15 protein-coding genes and 1 tRNA gene are annotated in these 16111 nt (G+C 58.4%); 7 read left to right on the forward strand and 9 right to left on the reverse strand.

All coding sequences use genetic code 11. The annotated features are described in order from the left end of the window. Positions 1-14 precede the first annotated feature (14 nt). The 6 genes from B3N48_RS24285 to B3N48_RS24310 are packed head-to-tail and all read left to right on the forward strand — an operon-like array spanning position 15 to position 5907. Complete coding sequence (locus tag B3N48_RS24285) at positions 15-2282, forward strand: Kelch repeat-containing protein (protein WP_296187969.1); 2268 nt, start codon at positions 15-17, stop codon at positions 2280-2282. Continuing rightward, complete coding sequence (locus tag B3N48_RS24290) at positions 2282-2800, forward strand: DUF4376 domain-containing protein (RefSeq protein WP_296187971.1); 519 nt, start codon at positions 2282-2284, stop codon at positions 2798-2800. Before B3N48_RS24285 ends, B3N48_RS24290 begins: the two co-directional genes overlap by 1 nt. Then, entirely contained in the window at positions 2797-3723 is a 927-nt protein-coding gene (locus B3N48_RS24295) for a hypothetical protein (RefSeq protein ID WP_296187974.1), read from the forward strand. Before B3N48_RS24290 ends, B3N48_RS24295 begins: the two co-directional genes overlap by 4 nt. Then, positions 3720-4253, forward strand: coding sequence for a DNA-binding protein (locus B3N48_RS24300; RefSeq protein WP_296187976.1), 534 nt, complete (start codon positions 3720-3722; stop codon positions 4251-4253). Before B3N48_RS24295 ends, B3N48_RS24300 begins: the two co-directional genes overlap by 4 nt. Continuing rightward, complete coding sequence (locus B3N48_RS24305) at positions 4250-4960, forward strand: hypothetical protein (protein ID WP_296187978.1); 711 nt, start codon at positions 4250-4252, stop codon at positions 4958-4960. Before B3N48_RS24300 ends, B3N48_RS24305 begins: the two co-directional genes overlap by 4 nt. Further along, positions 4933-5907 (forward strand): hypothetical protein, encoded by a 975-nt coding sequence (locus B3N48_RS24310; protein ID WP_296187980.1) that lies wholly within the window; start codon positions 4933-4935, stop codon positions 5905-5907. Before B3N48_RS24305 ends, B3N48_RS24310 begins: the two co-directional genes overlap by 28 nt. 973 nt (positions 5908-6880) lie before the next feature. On the opposite strand, the gene B3N48_RS24315 is transcribed toward B3N48_RS24310, so the two are convergent. From B3N48_RS24315 to B3N48_RS24345, 7 genes are all read right to left on the reverse strand, one after another. Continuing rightward, positions 6881-7120, reverse strand: a complete 240-nt coding sequence (locus B3N48_RS24315; protein WP_296187981.1) for a hypothetical protein — start codon at positions 7118-7120, stop codon at positions 6881-6883. A gap of 1099 nt (positions 7121-8219) precedes the next feature. After that, positions 8220-8295 (reverse strand) — tRNA-Thr (locus tag B3N48_RS24320). A gap of 296 nt (positions 8296-8591) precedes the next feature. Further along, a complete protein-coding gene (locus B3N48_RS24325; protein WP_296187983.1) occupies positions 8592-9797 on the reverse strand; it encodes a methyltransferase in 1206 nt (401 codons plus the stop codon). A 195-nt stretch (positions 9798-9992) separates the two neighbouring features. Beyond that, entirely contained in the window at positions 9993-10682 is a 690-nt protein-coding gene (locus B3N48_RS24330) for an ABC transporter permease (RefSeq protein ID WP_296187984.1), read from the reverse strand. Then, positions 10679-11374 carry an ABC transporter permease gene (locus tag B3N48_RS24335; RefSeq protein WP_296187986.1) on the reverse strand — a complete coding sequence of 232 codons (696 nt, stop codon included), beginning with the start codon at positions 11372-11374 and terminating at the stop codon, positions 10679-10681. Before B3N48_RS24335 ends, B3N48_RS24330 begins: the two co-directional genes overlap by 4 nt. A 63-nt stretch (positions 11375-11437) precedes the next feature. Beyond that, positions 11438-12196 (reverse strand): ABC transporter substrate-binding protein, encoded by a 759-nt coding sequence (locus B3N48_RS24340; RefSeq protein ID WP_296187987.1) that lies wholly within the window; start codon positions 12194-12196, stop codon positions 11438-11440. A gap of 13 nt (positions 12197-12209) precedes the next feature. Beyond that, positions 12210-12983, reverse strand: coding sequence for an ABC transporter ATP-binding protein (locus tag B3N48_RS24345; protein ID WP_296187989.1), 774 nt, complete (start codon positions 12981-12983; stop codon positions 12210-12212). Between the two features lie 414 nt (positions 12984-13397). On the opposite strand from B3N48_RS24345, the gene gabP reads away from it, so the two are divergent. Further along, positions 13398-14789, forward strand: a complete 1392-nt coding sequence (gene gabP, locus B3N48_RS24350) for a GABA permease (RefSeq protein ID WP_296187991.1) — start codon at positions 13398-13400, stop codon at positions 14787-14789. A gap of 70 nt (positions 14790-14859) precedes the next feature. On the opposite strand, the gene B3N48_RS24355 is transcribed toward gabP, so the two are convergent. Together B3N48_RS24355 and B3N48_RS24360 are read right to left on the reverse strand one after the other, a co-directional pair. After that, positions 14860-15477 (reverse strand): cytochrome b, encoded by a 618-nt coding sequence (locus B3N48_RS24355; RefSeq protein WP_296187993.1) that lies wholly within the window; start codon positions 15475-15477, stop codon positions 14860-14862. Positions 15478-15535: 58 nt separating this feature from the next. Continuing rightward, positions 15536-16027, reverse strand: a complete 492-nt coding sequence (locus B3N48_RS24360; RefSeq protein WP_296187996.1) for a hypothetical protein — start codon at positions 16025-16027, stop codon at positions 15536-15538. Between the last annotated feature and the right edge of the window lie 84 nt (positions 16028-16111).

The following is a 16111-nucleotide window of genomic DNA, read 5'->3' on the forward strand; positions in this document are numbered from 1 at the left end:
AAGGAAATCTCCCGATGGGGGCAAGCATTACCCTGGCAGGTGAAAGCCTGATCGCACAGAAACAAGCGTCCCGCGAAGTGCTGCAGGTGGCGCGTTTCATCCTGGCTGACGTGCCAGGCCTCGACACGACCCTGCCCGTAGACCGTTCAGCGGGCAAACCTCCGGCAGCGCAGATCGTAAACACCGTGGCCGTCACTCGCGAAGGCTATTTGAATCCGAATCAGGTGGTGTACAGCCTGATGATGAACAGTACGGTCGGCGACTTCGACTTTAACTGGATGGGCCTGGAAACCAGCGAAGGCGTGTTGCTGATCGCGGCCTACATCCCGCGTCAGCAGAAGCGCAAAGAGATTCCGCCGCTGCAGTCCGGCAACAATCTGACCCGCAATATCGTTCTGGAATACAACGGTGCGCAAAGTCTGACCGGCATCCAGGTGCCCGCGAGCACGTGGCAGTTCGATTTCACCACTGAGTTTGCGCGCCTTGATGCGCGGCTGGATGCAGTCGAAGCTTCCCTGGCCAAAAAACTGGATCTGGAAAACTGGACGCCCCCACAGCGCGTCAATCTGGACGGCCCGGTGCTGATTTACCCAGGCAGTACCAACACGTTCAAGATCACTGATTACAACTCGGGCAGCATTTTTGCCGTGGCCACAGACACCGGCACAGTGTCCAGGAGCGGTGACACCATTACGCTGACGATCGCGTCCAACGCTGCTGCCGGCATCGTCACGCTTGACGTCACCCGAGACGGCACGAAGGTGACCTTTAAAATCGCACTGGGGTCAGCGGCGATTGGCAAACCGTCGTTCGTATTCCCTGCAGCCAACGCAACGTCGGTCGGATTTGAACCCACGCTGACATCGAGCGCCTTCGTGGTCTACCCGGCGGGCTATGACGTCCACGCAAAGACCCGATGGCAGGTCTCGCGTAACGTCGGATTTACGGACCTGATCGTTGATCAGCTGGAAGCCACGAATAAACTCAGTGAGAGCCTCACCGACCTGGGCAAGCGTCTCGCACCGTCGACAAAGTACTGGGCGCGCCTCATGCACCTGGGCAACACGCTGCAGTCGGTGTATTCGGACGTGATCAGCTTCACCACTGCATCGGTGTACATCCGCAAGCCGACTATTACTGCCCCGGCAGATGGAGCGCTCAAGGTCAGCGCCCTGGCAAAGGTGGTGGGTGATGCATTCAGCGTGCTCGGCGGCGCCGATACTCAAGACGCTGGGCGTCTGCAGATTTCAGCGTCCACGGACTTTGCCTCGTTGGTGTATGACAGTGGGTGGAGCACGACCCAGCTTACAGCGTTCCAGCTCACCACCCCTCTGGCCTTCGCGACCAAATACTACGCACGGATCAAGTATCGGGGCTTGTCGATCGGCGAAAGCGAATGGTCGGTAATCGTGAGTTTCACCACCGATGAACAGCTGACCGGGACTTACACCCAGCTCAATGGTGGGGCCACTCCGCGCTATTCGCCCGCTGTGGTTAGCGTAGGCAACAAGTTGTATGTGTATGGCGGAGGAGTTAGCACAGGAGGTGCCGCCGCACTGAATGATCTGTGGGTGTATGACTCTGCAGCTAACTCATGGAGCCAGAAAGCCAGCGGCGGCACAGGCCGGTATACCCACGTCGCCGTTGAGATAAACGGAAAGATTTACGTGACTGGCGGTTATGACGGCAACGCCTTCCACGGCGACTCATGGTGCTACGACATTGCGACCGACAAGTGGACGGCCATCGCCAACAACACCTATGGCCTCGGATACTGCTGCGCCGTGGCTTACAACGGGAAGATGTATGTTTATGGAGGCGGGGCATACGGTACGTTGTACGCGATATTGCGCTGCTACGACCCCGTCAAGAACGAATGGACAACTGTGTCTACTGCGCCATCGGCCCGCCAAGGTTCATCGTGCTGCCTGATCAACGGCAAGCTCTATATCTACGGAGGCTCCAGTAGCGACAGCGTCGGGCCTGGCGGCATGTGCTACGACTTCGCGACCGATAAATGGACGCTGTTGAAGGTCGGACCTGGCTCGATCATCTATCCCGTTGCCGCGAACTGCTCGAACAAGATGTACATCTTCGGGGGTGTTCGTGGGGGCAGTAATGCGATCGATGAGCTGTGGTGTTACGACCCTGCCACCGATACCTGGTTGAAACTGCCAGGAGGCGCAACACCTCGCTATTACCACGCCGGTGCTGCGATTGATAACAAGCTGTATATCTACGCTGGCCAATGGAACATGAACGACCTGTGGCGGATTAACTAATGTATCGGCTCGAAAGCTATGGCGCAGAAGGCGCCACCGTGATTAACGACAGTTTCCCTTACCAATCGATTTTTCGTGCCGCCGATGTTGCAGCGGCAGAGCTGATCGTTGTCGGACTCAATCAACAGGTGATGCTTAGCGAACTCGCCGACTATCGATTCAGCTTCGAAGTAGCCGGCCTCACGTTGAATGACGGGATGAAAATTCTGACTGACCGTGAAAGCCAGTCACAGCTGTTCGGATCATACACAACCCTGAAAAACGGCTTAATCCCGGATACCGACTGGAAGGCTGCAAATGGCTGGCAACTCGGTTCTTTGACAGAGATCGAGCCGATCGCCCGCGCCATGGCTGCGCACGTACGTGGTTGCTTTCGTGGCGAAAGAACCGTGACAACCGCCATCGCCGAGGCAACCACGATGGAGCAGATAGAGGCAATCGACATTCGTGCGCAGTTCATGGCGTCGTATCAGGGCGCTTTTGATGAGGTGATGTCCGCAGCGCAGGCTCTCGCATGACGTGGTTCCCCGTCAGCATGCAGTGGCCCGAGGAAGCCACCCGATGGATGGGCGATCTGGACGCGGCAAAGGACATGGCCGCGTCGGATCTGCAGGGCGCCGGTCAGCGCCTGGACAGCCTGAAAGACCTTGCCACCACGGACCTGAGCCAGATCGGTGACTTGGCCAAAAACGCCGCGGCGATCGGTCGTGATGCGCTGAACGGCCAGTTTGGCGAGGCGCCGCGGTGCATCACGGTCACGCCGTTCCAGCCGGGCGTAGGCGAGGGCACCGGTTACCAGCGCGCTTTATCGGCTCCGAGCGTCGTGCAGCGATTGGCTGACAAGCTGCAAGACGTCACTGATCCGAATCGTCCGGAGGGCGAGCAGCACGCTGTCGTGATTCTGTTCCTGGGCACGCGCTACGACGGTATGTCGTCGCTCCTGGGCAAGTTCAATGCCCTGATGCCGATCGGTGACCTGCAGCGCGCCGAGCGACGGGCCAAGAACCTCGTCCAGCTCGACCTCGACAAGTGGAACATTCCGGTTGCCGGCGAGCAGCCGCAATGGATCAGCGCACCGATGGAGCGCTGCACGGTGCTGCGCGAGGCGAGCCAGGCATTCAACGGCCAGTTGGCCAGCCTTGAGTCCTACGCGGCGAACAGCTCGCCGCTCAGTGACCTGGCCGACCTTGCCCAGCGCAAAGCCGAACAGGCGGTGGAGCAGGGCGATCGTCTGGCGGCGTTGCGCGATCTGCTCAACAGCGGCACCGACGATGCGGGGATGCAAGCGCGGATGATCGGCCCCGGCGACACCGCCGAGCTGCGCAAGCAGCTGCTGGAAAGCGACAACGCACCAGGGCATGAATGGGTCATGTCGTCCGGCGTGATGTTCGTCGGTTCGCTCAAGGGGCTGAGTTTCGTTCGGGAGATGTTGGGCCTATGACATTGCTCCTGGACGGAATCCAGATCCGTGGCCACCGGCTCAAGGTGACCGGCAACCTGCGCATCGAAAGCGACGATATGTCGGGGCAGACCAGCAACACAGACTCCGCTGACAAGGGTTTCAAGCCTAAAACGCTGACCGTGGCCCTGATGATCAAATACAAGGACTCGGCGGATCTGTCCACGCTGATGAGCCTGGCCGAGAAGACCGAAAGCGGTGGCCAGCGCAAAACTTACCGGGTGGTCAACGATACCGCCGAAGCCTTCGGCGTGCGCCAGGCGCAGTTCAGCGAGAGCGTCAGCGCTCGGGAAGACGACACACTTAACCAATGGATTATCCAGTTCACGCTGGCTGAAAAGCTGTCGAACCCGGAGAAAGTCGAGGCGCGGCGATCGGCTAACGGCGTTAACAGCCAAGCCGCACCTGGTGATGGTGTGTCGGGGGCTGGTACCGGCGCCGGCGCGCCTGAGCTGACGGGTTTTGAGAAGGTGCTGAAGAACGTCGATAACTGGCTGGGCGACGTCAAATGAGCATGAAGCTACACAAGGTGCTGGCCATCGCCGGCACCATCTACCCGCTGATCAAAGATGACGTGCGGCTTGACCTGAAAAGTCCAGGGCGAGCCGTTTTCACCATTCAGGCCGAGGCGGCAGTTAAAGGGTTGGTAACACTCGATATCGGCTACAACGACAGCACGTTGCAGCGTCACTTCCTGGGCTACGTCGAGCGCTGCACTACGGCAAATCGAACAGAACAGGTCGTTGCCTGCCGCGAGCTGGCCGCGATCCTGGCAAACCCGCTGCCGATGAACCTGCGCCATGTCGACATGCGCGCCGTGCTCGCCGACGTCAGTAAGCAGACCGGTTTGCAGTTCCGCGTTCCGGATCAGGCCTACACCCGCAACAAGGCACCGTTTTTCTACAGCCTGGCGGCGGGTTACCAGGCGCTCGACAGCCTGGCCAAGGTCTACAGCATCCCCGACTTTATCTGGCAGCAGCAGGGCAATGGCGAAGTGTTCGCCGGTAGTTGGGCTGATAGCTTCTTTGGCGCCCGACCCGCGCTGCAGCTGCCGCTCGAACTTTTCAACGAGTACCAGGGCAACCAGAGCGCGGTGATCGCCGCGCTGCCGGGCCTTCGCCCTGGTGCAGCGATCAACAACGGCGAGCGGGTCACCAGTGTGGCCCTTGCCGGCACGCAGATGAGCATCCGATGGACGAAGCAATCAAACGCAGCGTAGAGCGCCAATTCCCTGAGCTGACCGGCCAATATCACCTGCCGCGATTCGCGCAGGTTGTGTCGATCGCCGACGCGCCGGCAGAAGCGGGGGTGTGCGATGACTATCGCCCGCGATACGCAGTCGACGTCCAGGTACTGACGCCGGACGGCCTGCCTGACCCGGCGTTGCCGATCCTCCACGGCGTGCCGCTGCCGGTGCCAACGGGTGGCGATGAAATGGGGATGTACGCATTCCCGCACGAAGGCACGCGGGTGGTGGTGTGCTTCGCCTACGGCCAGCCGCATTGCCCTTACATCCAGACCATCCTGCCGCACGGCCTGAGTCTTCCGAAAGTGCCGAAAGGGGACCACGTGTGGCAGCACAGTGACGTTGCGCAACAGCGCGTTGACGCGGACGGCAACTGGACGCGGACCACCGACGGCAAGATCACTGATCAGTCACTGGATCGCCGCGTGGAAAGCGGCACGAACCAGGAGCAGTACCAGAGTCACGCCCAGGACGTGGCGAACCATTCGACTGAGCAGGTCGGCGGAATCAAGCGCATCGACGCCTTGGGCGCGCTCAAGCTGAACTCCGCCGGCACGGCTACGCTCGCCGCGCTGGACGACATGCACCAGGCGACTGGGCGGGACTTGAACCTGGTGGTGGGCAAGAAGCACAACGCCGCCGTAGGTGGCGATATGCAGGAGCGGATTCAGGGATTGCGCGAGAGCGTGAGCGAGATCAGTCAGCGACTGCAGGCGCCGAAGACGTGGCTGGGGTCGGGCAACGTCAATGTGCTGCGAGTGCTCGGTGACTTGATCGACCTGGTGGAGGACATGAACACGCAGATCGCTGGCCACGTTCACCCTGGTCCGGGTCAGCCTCCAGCTAACGCAGCAGCATTTACTGCCGATGCTGCGAAAGCAGGAATGCTTTCAGCGGAGCTTGGGTCTGTAACCCTATAATCATTATCAAGTCTTAACCGGCCTAACTTATCTAAATTTTCCACGTGGCTAAGCCCTAACAACTTAACTGCTTAACAAAAGGTAAAAACGGTGGTGATTTCTAAAGCTGTTACTTGTGTTTACTTGTAGTCAATTGACGTATGACCGTTCGTCTAAAGGTCATGAAGTGGCCTGTGAAACATATTTGATCACGGGCTCAATGATTTCGCGGGGTTTGAAAGGGCGGAGTGGGTTTAGCCGCCCCGCAGTACCTCTAAGGATGCTGAGGGGCACGGTACAAAGGGCTTTCCCCGCTGTTGCCATTGGGGTAATGTTCACCTCGTCACCGCTGCCAAACCCGTTCTTACTCTTCGCAAAGTCAAGATACGGCTCATGCTCACCCATCGTCAACCAGCAATGATTAGCAGAATGTTGTCAGATTGGATTAGCGGATTGTTGTTAGTTGTAGATGAGTGAGCAGGCGGCGGCGTCCCTAGTAATCAAGAGGATACCGCCATGCAATATGCTTCACGTTATACGTCAGATCAATCGCGTCTGTTTCCGGAGGAGCTTATCCGCTTTCTGCAAGTCGTTTACTGGTTGCTGAAAACGTATCTCTTGTTTCCAGTTCGCATTTGTTCCTAACTAACAACGGGGCCGATAAGGCCCCGTTTTCGTTGGCCAGTTAACCGCCTGATTCGCCATCACTGGTGGAACGGCCGACACCACCAGGACTGGGCATACCAGCATCCGTCGACCAGCTCGATCCCGCTGAGGGTAAATCCCTCTGTCGCCATCGCTGAGACCGTTGCGTCATACAGTTCCGGCAGAAGCAGTCTTCCTGATCCGTACAACTGCTGAACCCTTGCTACGTTCGAATGCCGGTTCAATCCCTCGCATATCTGATTGGCGATCACCAGATCTCCTTTCACTGCGTGCGTCCGCTTGATGGGCATGATCGCCAAGGCCACACCGCGCAGGCGCCGTGGAGTGATCAAGAGATGCACGGTAAGGCCTCGCAGCCGTAAAGATCCTCAATCGCGTAAGCCAGGGCGCCGTCGGCTAGCTCCAGCATGTCGCTGAGGTCATCTCGATCGGTCACCTGGGCGTTGAACAGGGCGTTCGCTTGCTGCACCAGGTTTTTATGGTGGCGACCCGGGTTCGCCAGCAGCGTGACGCTGTCATTCAGCAAAACCTTCCAGGCCTCGATCGCGGCCGCCTTCTCGTCCGTCATAGGTCAGTGCTCGCAAATACTGTATGAATGAACAGTATAAAGAGCTTCACGCGTGCGATCACGCGAGGGACGATGAAATGCGCTAGGTCGACGGAAAAAATCGGGTCGGCGCAAAAAAAATCTCAGGAAAAAACACTTATCCCCCTCCCGCCGACGGGCCTTGTGTCCTTTTTTTGTGCAAATTCGCAGCGAGTGCAAACAAGCCCGCAAGCCACGCGGGCTGTGGGGCTTCGCAGGCGATCGAGCATTGCACGGTTTGCAAACTTTTGAAGAGAAATGCAATGCGGTTGCACGACTGCCTGAGACGTGGTGGCCGGGGGCCGAATTCTGAGTGCCCCGGTTTCACTGGGCGAAAAATAGGAAAAGGGGCAGATCGTGGAGTTTTCAAAATCGGGAACGGTGGGAAAAGCTCAGTCATGCCCACGGGAGCCGGCTGCTGCAGATCGGCGGAAAGCAGCGTACTACGAGGCTTAGACGCGGTTTATCGAGTGCAGCAGCTTTGCACAGCGTTGCACCGCTGCGACGTCCTCATGCGACTTTCCTCAAACTCACAAAAAACGTGCTTTTTAGTGAGAACTGTTCTCAGGTTGAGGGGGCATTTTTCAAAAAGAGCGATATTGGCGATACGAGGGTGAAAGCAGGCCTGGAAGCCCCGGTATACAAGGGCTCTGCATATAGCATGGCGAAGTAATATCAAGCGATATGAAAAGTAATATTTTCCCCAAACCCCCGGATTCATTGGGTTTTAGAGAATGGAAATATAGCTCTTTAAAAAGGTAATACTATCGCCTTCTTATCGCTTCGATATCGCCTTTTGCCGAAATCGCTGGAAGCCTCGCAGATAAAGGGCTGTAGCCAGTTTTGAAGCGGCATATTACTAATATCGCTATTTTTCCATGCCCCCACAAATTTTAGGAAATAGCACCTATAAGGGGGGCTGCCACGGTTCGCGATCGTCTGTGCTGAGATGCGTGATCGAGCGTCGGGCTTTCATGTCCACGCCCCGTCACCTGCACTGCGCGTACAAAGCTTGTTACGTGGCTTGTTACGTATGACGTAAAAACAAAGGGCCTGCATCGCTGCAAGCCCTTGTTTTGTATGGTGCCGGCACCAGGAGTCGAACCCGGGACCTACTGATTACAAGTCAGTTGCTCTACCAACTGAGCTATACCGGCGTTGTGGGCGCTGATTATAGGGATTTGATCTGTCGAGTAAAGCCCTAATTTCAGTTTTTTTATGACGCTTATGACTGGCGGCGATAACCGTTATTCACAAGCGCCCAATTGAAGCCTCGCAACATGGCTATTTTGTGGAGCTATTCTCATTGGTTCGCAAGCTACTGTTTTTTCGAAACATTAGCGCATGGTCAAAAAGTAACCAGACGCTCAGCTGGCCGGGGAATCAGGTTTTTCGTGCGTTCGTGCGATTTTCGTCAACAGAGTTATCCACAGGGCGTCGTGCCTCTATCGGATCATTCTTGCTCGGCGAGGATGAGCAGGTTTCGAGGTGTGACGAGGGTGGGGCAGAACGTGCCGATCTGTACGCGGTAGTTACGTTGTTGCAGATACAGTGCGCGGTCGAGGATGAGCCAGAGTTCGAGGGGGCGGCGGAACAGGTTGCGCACCAGTTCGAGGTTGCGGACTTCGGCCAGTCGTTGCCAGCCTGTGGCTTCGAGGGCGTGCCAGTCTTGATGGTGTGGGGCGGGCAGGTGTTTGAGCGCGGCGAGGTCGCGGCAGTAGTCGTCGAACGGTTTGTCGAGCCAGGCGCTGGGCAGCGAGGGTGTGGGCAGGTAGTCGTCGAGGCCGCGCAGTTGGCGTTGAAGCAGGTCGAATGCCAGTCTGCGGGCCATCGAACTGTCGCGCTGGCGCCGGACGCGGGCGCCAGCGGTGACGGTTTCGCTGAGGGGCAGGCCGAGGTCATCGAGCGACAGACTGAGCGCAGAGGCTTGACCTTCGAGTGAGAGGGCCTGGTAGCGATCGCTAGCGATTCGGTTGTAGCAGCAGGGAGCGATCGCCATTTGTTTGCACCGCGCGTTGGCTGCCAGTTGCATCAGGCGGACGTGCAGGTCGCCGCAGGCATGCAGGGCGACGGGCGTGTGGTGGGCTTTGAGTTGATCCGCTGCGTCTTCGGCCATGACGTCTTGGTGCAAATGAGTTCCGCGCGCGCCAAGCTTGTCGCTGAGTCGTCGACCCGCTTCGACGAGCGAGGCGTCGTATTCCAGGCAGGTCAGGGCTTGGCCGTCGTGGGCGAGTCGTCTGCCCAAGTGGCCTTTACCGGCGCACCAGTCGAGCCAGTGCGTAGGCGTTTCTCGAAAGTTGAGGCTGCTGGCGAAGGCTTCGATCTGTTGCCATTTTCGACCGGGGACGTCGACGCTCATTCGCGAGGAAACGGTGTTGAGCTCGTGAGTGGGCAGAGCGTCGACTTCGCTTAGCGCCTTGGATTGTCTGGCGATCTGCGCGAACGGCGCCGGCGCTTTCAGGGCTTCGGGATGGTTATGGGCCGCTTCGGCGTCTTCCAGTGAGCGCTGGCGCAGCCATGTGGATAATTCCGGGTGCTCGGCTTCCCACGGCAATTGGCGATGAGTGAAGGGCTTCGGACGCCACAGGTGTTGGTGCTCGATCAGGAAGGCGTCGAGCGCTTGGAAGCGGGATCTCAGGTCGGTGGCAGACAGGGGCATGGACTGGGCGGCGGTTTGGACATGTGGAGTAAAGCTTAGGGCCTTTATCGTCTGACGGGCAGCTTTTGTGAGCAGGCTTACTCACACAGTGACCGCACATCCGACAGGGGTGTCGGGTGTACGACCGCATCGTCGGAAGCCGCTCGGAATAAATCGCTCACACAGGTGGGACGGAGTCCGGCACTAGGTCGGCATCTAGCGCCCTTGGCTCGCCTCCACCCGCAGATACCGCTCCAGCAGTTTGAAACCTTGCACCAGCACGAATGACATCACCAGATAGATCACGCCCGCGATGAGGAAGGTCTGCTCCGGCATGTAGGTCCGCGCGTTGATGGTGCGGGCCATGCCGGTGATGTCGAGCAGCGTGACGGTGCTGGCCAGAGCGCTTGCTTTGAGCATCAGGATCACTTCGTTGCTATAGGCCGGCAGGCCGATCCGTGCTGCTCGGGGCAGGATGATGTAGACCAGCGCTTTGCTCCTGGACATGCCCAGCGCACGCGCCGCTTCTACCTCACCGGGCGGCACAGCCTGAATGGCGCCGCGCAGGATTTCGGCGATATATGCCGTGGTGTGGAGCGTCATGGTCAGTGCGGCGCAAAAGAACGGTTCCCGTAGGTACGGCCATAGCGCGCTTTGCGTTACGGCCTCGAACTGAGCCAGCCCGTAATAGACCAGAAACAGCTGAACGAGTAACGGCGTGCCGCGAAAGAAGAAGATGTAGGCGTAGGGCAGGGCGCGCACGTAAGCGTTGCGGGATGCGCGCGCGATGCCCATCGGGACCGCCAGGATCAGCCCCGCGACGACTGCGATGGCGACCAATTCCAGCGTCAGGGTCGCGCCCTGCAGCAGTTTCGGCAGCCATTTGATGACGAATTCCCAACTCATGATGCACGCCTCACGAAGCCAACCGATGCGCGCCGTTCCAGCCACGCCAGGCCGACCATCGACAAGGCGGTCATGGCCAGGTACATGAATGCGGCGACCATATAAAAGGTGAAGGGCTGTTTGGTGGTCGTCACGGCAATCTGCGCATGACGCATGACTTCTTCGAGGCCGATCACCGAGACCAGCGCAGTGTCTTTCATCAGGATCATGAACAGATTGCCCAGCCCCGGCAGCGCGATACGCCACATCTGCGGCATGACCAGTTTGATGAAGATGCGCGACCGCGACAGGCCCAATGCCAGTCCTGCCTCGCGATGACCTCTTGGGATCGCCAGCATGGCGCCGCGAAACACTTCAGTGGCGTAGGCGCCGAAGCACAGCCCCAAGGCGATGACGCCTGCTGCAAAGGCGCTAAGTGACAGATTCGGAATGCCAAACACATGCCCGATGGCCCGCATCGAACTCACGGTGCCGAAGTAGATCAGCAGCACCCACAGCAATTCGGGGATGCCGCGCACCAGTGTCGAGTAGGTACCGCCCAGCCATTGCAGGGCGCGGTTGGGCGAGGTTTTGGCGAGCGCTCCGAGCAGGCCTAGGATGAGCCCCAGGCAAAGGGCCGACAGCGCGAGTTGAATCGTCATCAGCATGCCAGCCGCCAGGGCCGGGCCGAATCCTTGGAGATCGAAGTTCATGGCTTTGCTTGCTAACGGAGCGGCACCGCCGCAGGGTGCGCGCGGCGGGACCGGTCAGGCGGGTCAGAGGATGCTGAACGGGAAATATTTGTCGTTGATCTTTTTGTAGGTGCCGTCTTCGATGATGTCTTTCAACGCAGTGTTCAGTTTCTCGCGCAGAGGATCGTCCTTGCGCACGGCGATGCCGATCTTGTCTTCGCCGAACATTGGCTCGCCTTTGAATTCGAAGTTCTTGCCCGCATCGCTTTTCAGCCATTCATAGCTGGCGTATTTGTCGCCGAGCAGGGCATCGACGCGACCGGACGTGAGGTCCAGGAAGGCGTTTTCCTGCGAGTCGTAGAGCTTGACGGTCACGTCCTCACCCCAGTTGTCTTCCAGCCAGGTGCCAGACAACGTGGCGCGCTGAGCACCAATGGTTTTGCCTTTAAGCGCTTCCTTGATCGCGGCGGCGTCGCCCGACAGATTGGTCGACTTCGGCGCGATGAATTGCAGCTTGTTCGAGTAGTACGGGTTGGTGAAGTCCACGGCCTCCTTGCGTTCTTCAGTGATCGACATCGATGAAATGATGAAATCGAACTTTTGTGCGTTCAGCGCCGGGATGATGCCGTCCCAATCGGAAGTGACCACTTCACAAGTGACTTTCATCTTGGCGCACAGGGCGTTGCCGATTTCGACGTCGAAGCCCACGACCTGGCCGCTTGCGTCTTTATTGTTGAATGGGGGGTAAGCGCCCTCGATGCCCATTTTCAGGGTGTCGGCAGCAACGGCACTGGAGGCGACGACCAGAAGAGTGGCCACCAGAATGTTTTTCAGAGTCTGCATCGATGTTGCTCCGTTAGCGATTGCTGGACATGAATTGTTTGCAGCGTGCCGATTGCGGGTCGTCGAAGACCTGTTGCGGCGATCCTTGTTCTTCCACACGCCCTTGATGCAGGAAGACCACTTCACTGGACACCTGCCGGGCAAAATTCATTTCGTGAGTCACCATCAGCATGGTCCGGCCTTCTTCGGCCAGGCCACGAATCACCGTCAATACTTCCTGCACCATCTCGGGGTCGAGCGCGGAAGTCGGCTCGTCGAACAGGATGACCTTGGGTTGCATCGCCAGCGTCCGGGCGATGGCCGCACGCTGCTGCTGGCCACCCGACAGCTGCGCCGGATAGGCGTGACGTTTATCGGCAATCCCGACTTTGGCGAGCAACGCCTCTGCCACTTCAGTTGCTTCAGCTTTCGTCTGCCCCAGCACCCGACGCGGCGCCTCGATGATGTTATCGAGTACGGTCATGTGCGGCCACAGGTTGAAGTTCTGAAACACAAAGCCGATTTCGCTGCGCAGGCGATTGATCTGACGATTGTCGGCAGCGATCAGTTCACCTTTGCGCATGGCTTTGAGTTTGAGGGCTTCGCCTGCCACCAGGATTTCACCCTTGTGCGGGTTTTCCAGCAGGTTAACGCAGCGCAGAAGCGTGGATTTGCCAGACCCTGATGAGCCCAGAATGGAAATCACATCGCCATCGCGCGCGGTGAGTGAAATGCCATTGAGCACCTCGAGCTCGCCGTAGCGCTTGTGCAGATTGCGGATTTCGAGGGCAGGGGGCGCCTCGGCCATAGTGGACCTCATGGATTGTGCAGAGGGCGCATGACTCGGTGGGGTCCTGCGCAAAAAAGGCGCGATGGTGCCAGCTTTAAACGCCGCGGGAAAGGGTATTTCGGCCATCTTGGAGATCCCTGCCCAGCGGTATGCGCCAATTCAGTGCTGTTTGTCGCTAAATGTGTATTTTCGGTGCGACGAAACGTCTCTATCCTGTAGCCCTTGGTAACAATTCCTACAGAAATAGCAGAATGCTATTGCTCTCAGATACTTACCAAACCCTTCTGCAATAGGCATATCCACGCACGACGTCGTTTCTGAAACATTTTGGTGTATTTCTTGCGTAAAAAATAAATAACAGGACTGTTGTGATCTCTTTACGAGCGTCACCCATCAGTCCGATCCATATAACAATTCTTAAAGGTCGCTTACATGAGCAGTACCCCAAATCCTTCAAACCTCGAGCAGGGGCTCAAGCCGCGCCACATCACCATGCTTTCCATTGCAGGCGTGATCGGCGCCGGGCTCTTCGTTGGCTCAGGCCACGCGATTGCCGAAGCGGGTCCCGCGGTGCTGCTGGCCTATGCAGCGGCCGGCACGCTGGTGGTTCTGGTGATGCGCATGTTGGCCGAAATGGCCGTCGCGTCGCCGGACACCGGCTCGTTCTCAACCTACGCCGACCGCGCGATCGGCCACTGGGCAGGTTTCACCATCGGCTGGTTGTATTGGTGGTTCTGGGTCCTGGTGATTCCGCTGGAAGCCAACGCGGCAGCGACCATCCTTCACGCCTGGTTCCCGAACATCGCAATCTGGGTCTTTACCTTGGTGATCACGCTGGTGCTGACCGCGACCAACCTGTTCAGCGTGAAAAACTACGGTGAGTTCGAGTTCTGGTTCGCGCTGATCAAAGTGCTGGCGATCATTGGGTTCGTCGTTCTTGGCATCGCTGCGGTGTTCGGCCTGCTGCCGACCAGTCAAGTCAGTGGCGTCAGCCATCTCTGGGACACCCATGGCTTCCTGCCGAACGGCATGGGCGCGGTGTTGGCCGCGATGCTGACCACGATGTTCTCGTTCATGGGCACCGAAATCGTCACCATTGCCGCGGCCGAGTCGAAGAATCCTGGTCAACAGATCACCAAGGCCACCAATTCGGTGATCTGGCGGATCTGCCTGTTCTACCTCGTCTCGATCTTTCTGGTTGTCGCGTTGGTGCCGTGGAATGACAGTCGCCTTGCTGACGTCGGTTCCTACCAGACTGTGCTCGATTTGATGGGCATCCCGAACGCCAAGCTAATCGTTGATCTGGTGGTGCTGGTCGCTGTAACGAGCTGCCTCAACTCGGCGCTGTACACTGCGTCGCGCATGCTGTTTTCCCTGGGCAAACGCGGCGACGCTCCAGCCGTTTCGCAACGCACCAGCAAAGCCGGCACCCCGTACTGGGCCGTGCTGCTGTCGACCGCCGCAGCGTTCGCAGCCGTGTTCGCCAACTACGTTGCCCCGGCGGCTGTGTTCGACTTCCTGCTCGCCAGCTCCGGCGCCATCGCGCTGCTCGTGTACCTGGTCATCGCCGTCTCGCAACTGCGCATGCGCCGTAAGCGCGAAGCCGAAGGCCAAGCCATCGACTTCCGCATGTGGCTGTTCCCGGGCCTGACCTGGGCGGTGATCGTGTTCATCGTCGCGGTCCTGACCATCATGCTGTTCCAGGAAGGCCATCGCATGGAAATCATCGCGACTGGCTTGCTCAGCATTCTGGTCGTCGCTGCCGGGCTGATCGTGTCAAGCCGCCGCAAGGCGAGCAAGGCCGGGAAAGTTGTACTGAATTGATGAGTGAATGAGCTGGCGTTGCCGGCGAAGAAAAGCGGCTGCTCTCAGGGATGGGGGCGGCCTTTTTTGTTTAAAGGGAGGGGTCAGATGTGTAGGCGCGCGCTTGCCCGCGAGTGCGCATCCTCCCCAACACCGACTTCCCCCGCAGCTGATGCAACACCACTGCTGCCAGATGTAACGCCACCAATCCCGCTAACACCGCACACAGCACGTGATGCAGTTCGTGCAGCTTCAGCAGTGTCAATTGTGAGTGAATCAGCTGCGGCAGCGTTATGACGGCCATGAGCGTGACGGGGTGGGTCATCATCAGCACGCCTGTGACCAAGACGCCTGAAACCGCCACGTACAGGGCTGTGTGCGTTGCTGAAGCGAGGTGTTCTTGTGCTGAGCGGCGTTTGCGCAACGGCGTGGCTTTGATGGCCAGCCATAGACGCCAGGCGAAGAACGGGATGAACAGGCTAGTGATTTGCGGGTTGAACGACTCGACCCATTGGCGAAACGGGTCATTCGCATCCAGAAGCACGACGCCGAAGCCGCTCAGCGTTGCCCAGAGGATGATCGCAGCGGACAACCAGTGCAGGAAAATTCGGGGTTTGGAGTAGGCGGTTGATTCGTCCGCAGTCGGCGTATGTGCAGAAGCATGGCAATGTTTCAAGACGGTGCTGGCCTTATTGAGAAGGAGTTGCATTCTCGTGGTGGCGCAAAGCTACCGTCTTGATCGGTGTCATGCAATTAAAACGAGCGTCTTACCGGCGACCTGCGTCGCGGGAGTTCTTCATGGTCAAGATGTCTGACGCCTGATTGTAGGCATCCTGGAAGGTATCGCTCCCCAGCCACTCGACGGTCACTTCTTCCTCTTCGTCATGAAAGATGCCGCGATAGACGATCAGCAACGCCATCAGGAAGTCAGTGGCCGAGTCTTCCTCTTCCTCCGCGATCACCAGTTCCAGCACCGGGTATTGCAGGAACACGACACACATCGCCAGCAGACTGATCGACTCGGCGGCCTTCATGGCCTGGAACAGGTCATCGTAGTCCGCGGGCTCGAAGCCATTCTCCATGATGTCTTTGAAATCGAAGGTGCTGAGGTCAATCGTCACGTCGTCGAATGGCTCGTTGACGAACGCGTGGTTCAACACCGGATGCACGGGACTCGGCTTGCCCTTGCCCGAACGGTTCTGCTTGGCCTTGATCTTGGCCCGCTGGGCGCGTTTTTGCTGTTTGTCTGGGGAGGCCATGCGGATCGGTCCTTTTGCGGGTGGGGCGGGTATCGCCAAGGTGATGCGGCAATGAATCTCAGTTTGAAGCTTGCCTACCGTACG

It is taken from the genome of Pseudomonas sp. UBA1879, from assembly GCF_002338065.1.
Taxonomy (GTDB): domain Bacteria; phylum Pseudomonadota; class Gammaproteobacteria; order Pseudomonadales; family Pseudomonadaceae; genus Aquipseudomonas.

What these genes read in the sequence shown, in the direction of transcription:
- B3N48_RS24325 (WP_296187983.1), bottom strand. Translation starts at nt 9,797, where the DNA reads ATGCCCCTGTCTGCCACCGACCTGAGATCCCGCTTCCAAGCGCTCGAC.
- B3N48_RS24340 (WP_296187987.1), bottom strand. Translation starts at nt 12,196, where the DNA reads ATGCAGACTCTGAAAAACATTCTGGTGGCCACTCTTCTGGTCGTCGCC.
- B3N48_RS24335 (WP_296187986.1), bottom strand. Translation starts at nt 11,374, where the DNA reads ATGAACTTCGATCTCCAAGGATTCGGCCCGGCCCTGGCGGCTGGCATG.
- B3N48_RS24345 (WP_296187989.1), bottom strand. Translation starts at nt 12,983, where the DNA reads ATGGCCGAGGCGCCCCCTGCCCTCGAAATCCGCAATCTGCACAAGCGC.
- B3N48_RS24285 (WP_296187969.1), top strand. Translation starts at nt 15, where the DNA reads ATGGGGGCAAGCATTACCCTGGCAGGTGAAAGCCTGATCGCACAGAAA.
- B3N48_RS24315 (WP_296187981.1), bottom strand. Translation starts at nt 7,120, where the DNA reads ATGACGGACGAGAAGGCGGCCGCGATCGAGGCCTGGAAGGTTTTGCTG.
- B3N48_RS24290 (WP_296187971.1), top strand. Translation starts at nt 2,282, where the DNA reads ATGTATCGGCTCGAAAGCTATGGCGCAGAAGGCGCCACCGTGATTAAC.
- B3N48_RS24295 (WP_296187974.1), top strand. Translation starts at nt 2,797, where the DNA reads ATGACGTGGTTCCCCGTCAGCATGCAGTGGCCCGAGGAAGCCACCCGA.
- gabP (WP_296187991.1), top strand. Translation starts at nt 13,398, where the DNA reads ATGAGCAGTACCCCAAATCCTTCAAACCTCGAGCAGGGGCTCAAGCCG.
- B3N48_RS24300 (WP_296187976.1), top strand. Translation starts at nt 3,720, where the DNA reads ATGACATTGCTCCTGGACGGAATCCAGATCCGTGGCCACCGGCTCAAG.
- B3N48_RS24305 (WP_296187978.1), top strand. Translation starts at nt 4,250, where the DNA reads ATGAGCATGAAGCTACACAAGGTGCTGGCCATCGCCGGCACCATCTAC.
- B3N48_RS24360 (WP_296187996.1), bottom strand. Translation starts at nt 16,027, where the DNA reads ATGGCCTCCCCAGACAAACAGCAAAAACGCGCCCAGCGGGCCAAGATC.
- B3N48_RS24330 (WP_296187984.1), bottom strand. Translation starts at nt 10,682, where the DNA reads ATGAGTTGGGAATTCGTCATCAAATGGCTGCCGAAACTGCTGCAGGGC.
- B3N48_RS24355 (WP_296187993.1), bottom strand. Translation starts at nt 15,477, where the DNA reads ATGCAACTCCTTCTCAATAAGGCCAGCACCGTCTTGAAACATTGCCAT.
- B3N48_RS24310 (WP_296187980.1), top strand. Translation starts at nt 4,933, where the DNA reads ATGGACGAAGCAATCAAACGCAGCGTAGAGCGCCAATTCCCTGAGCTG.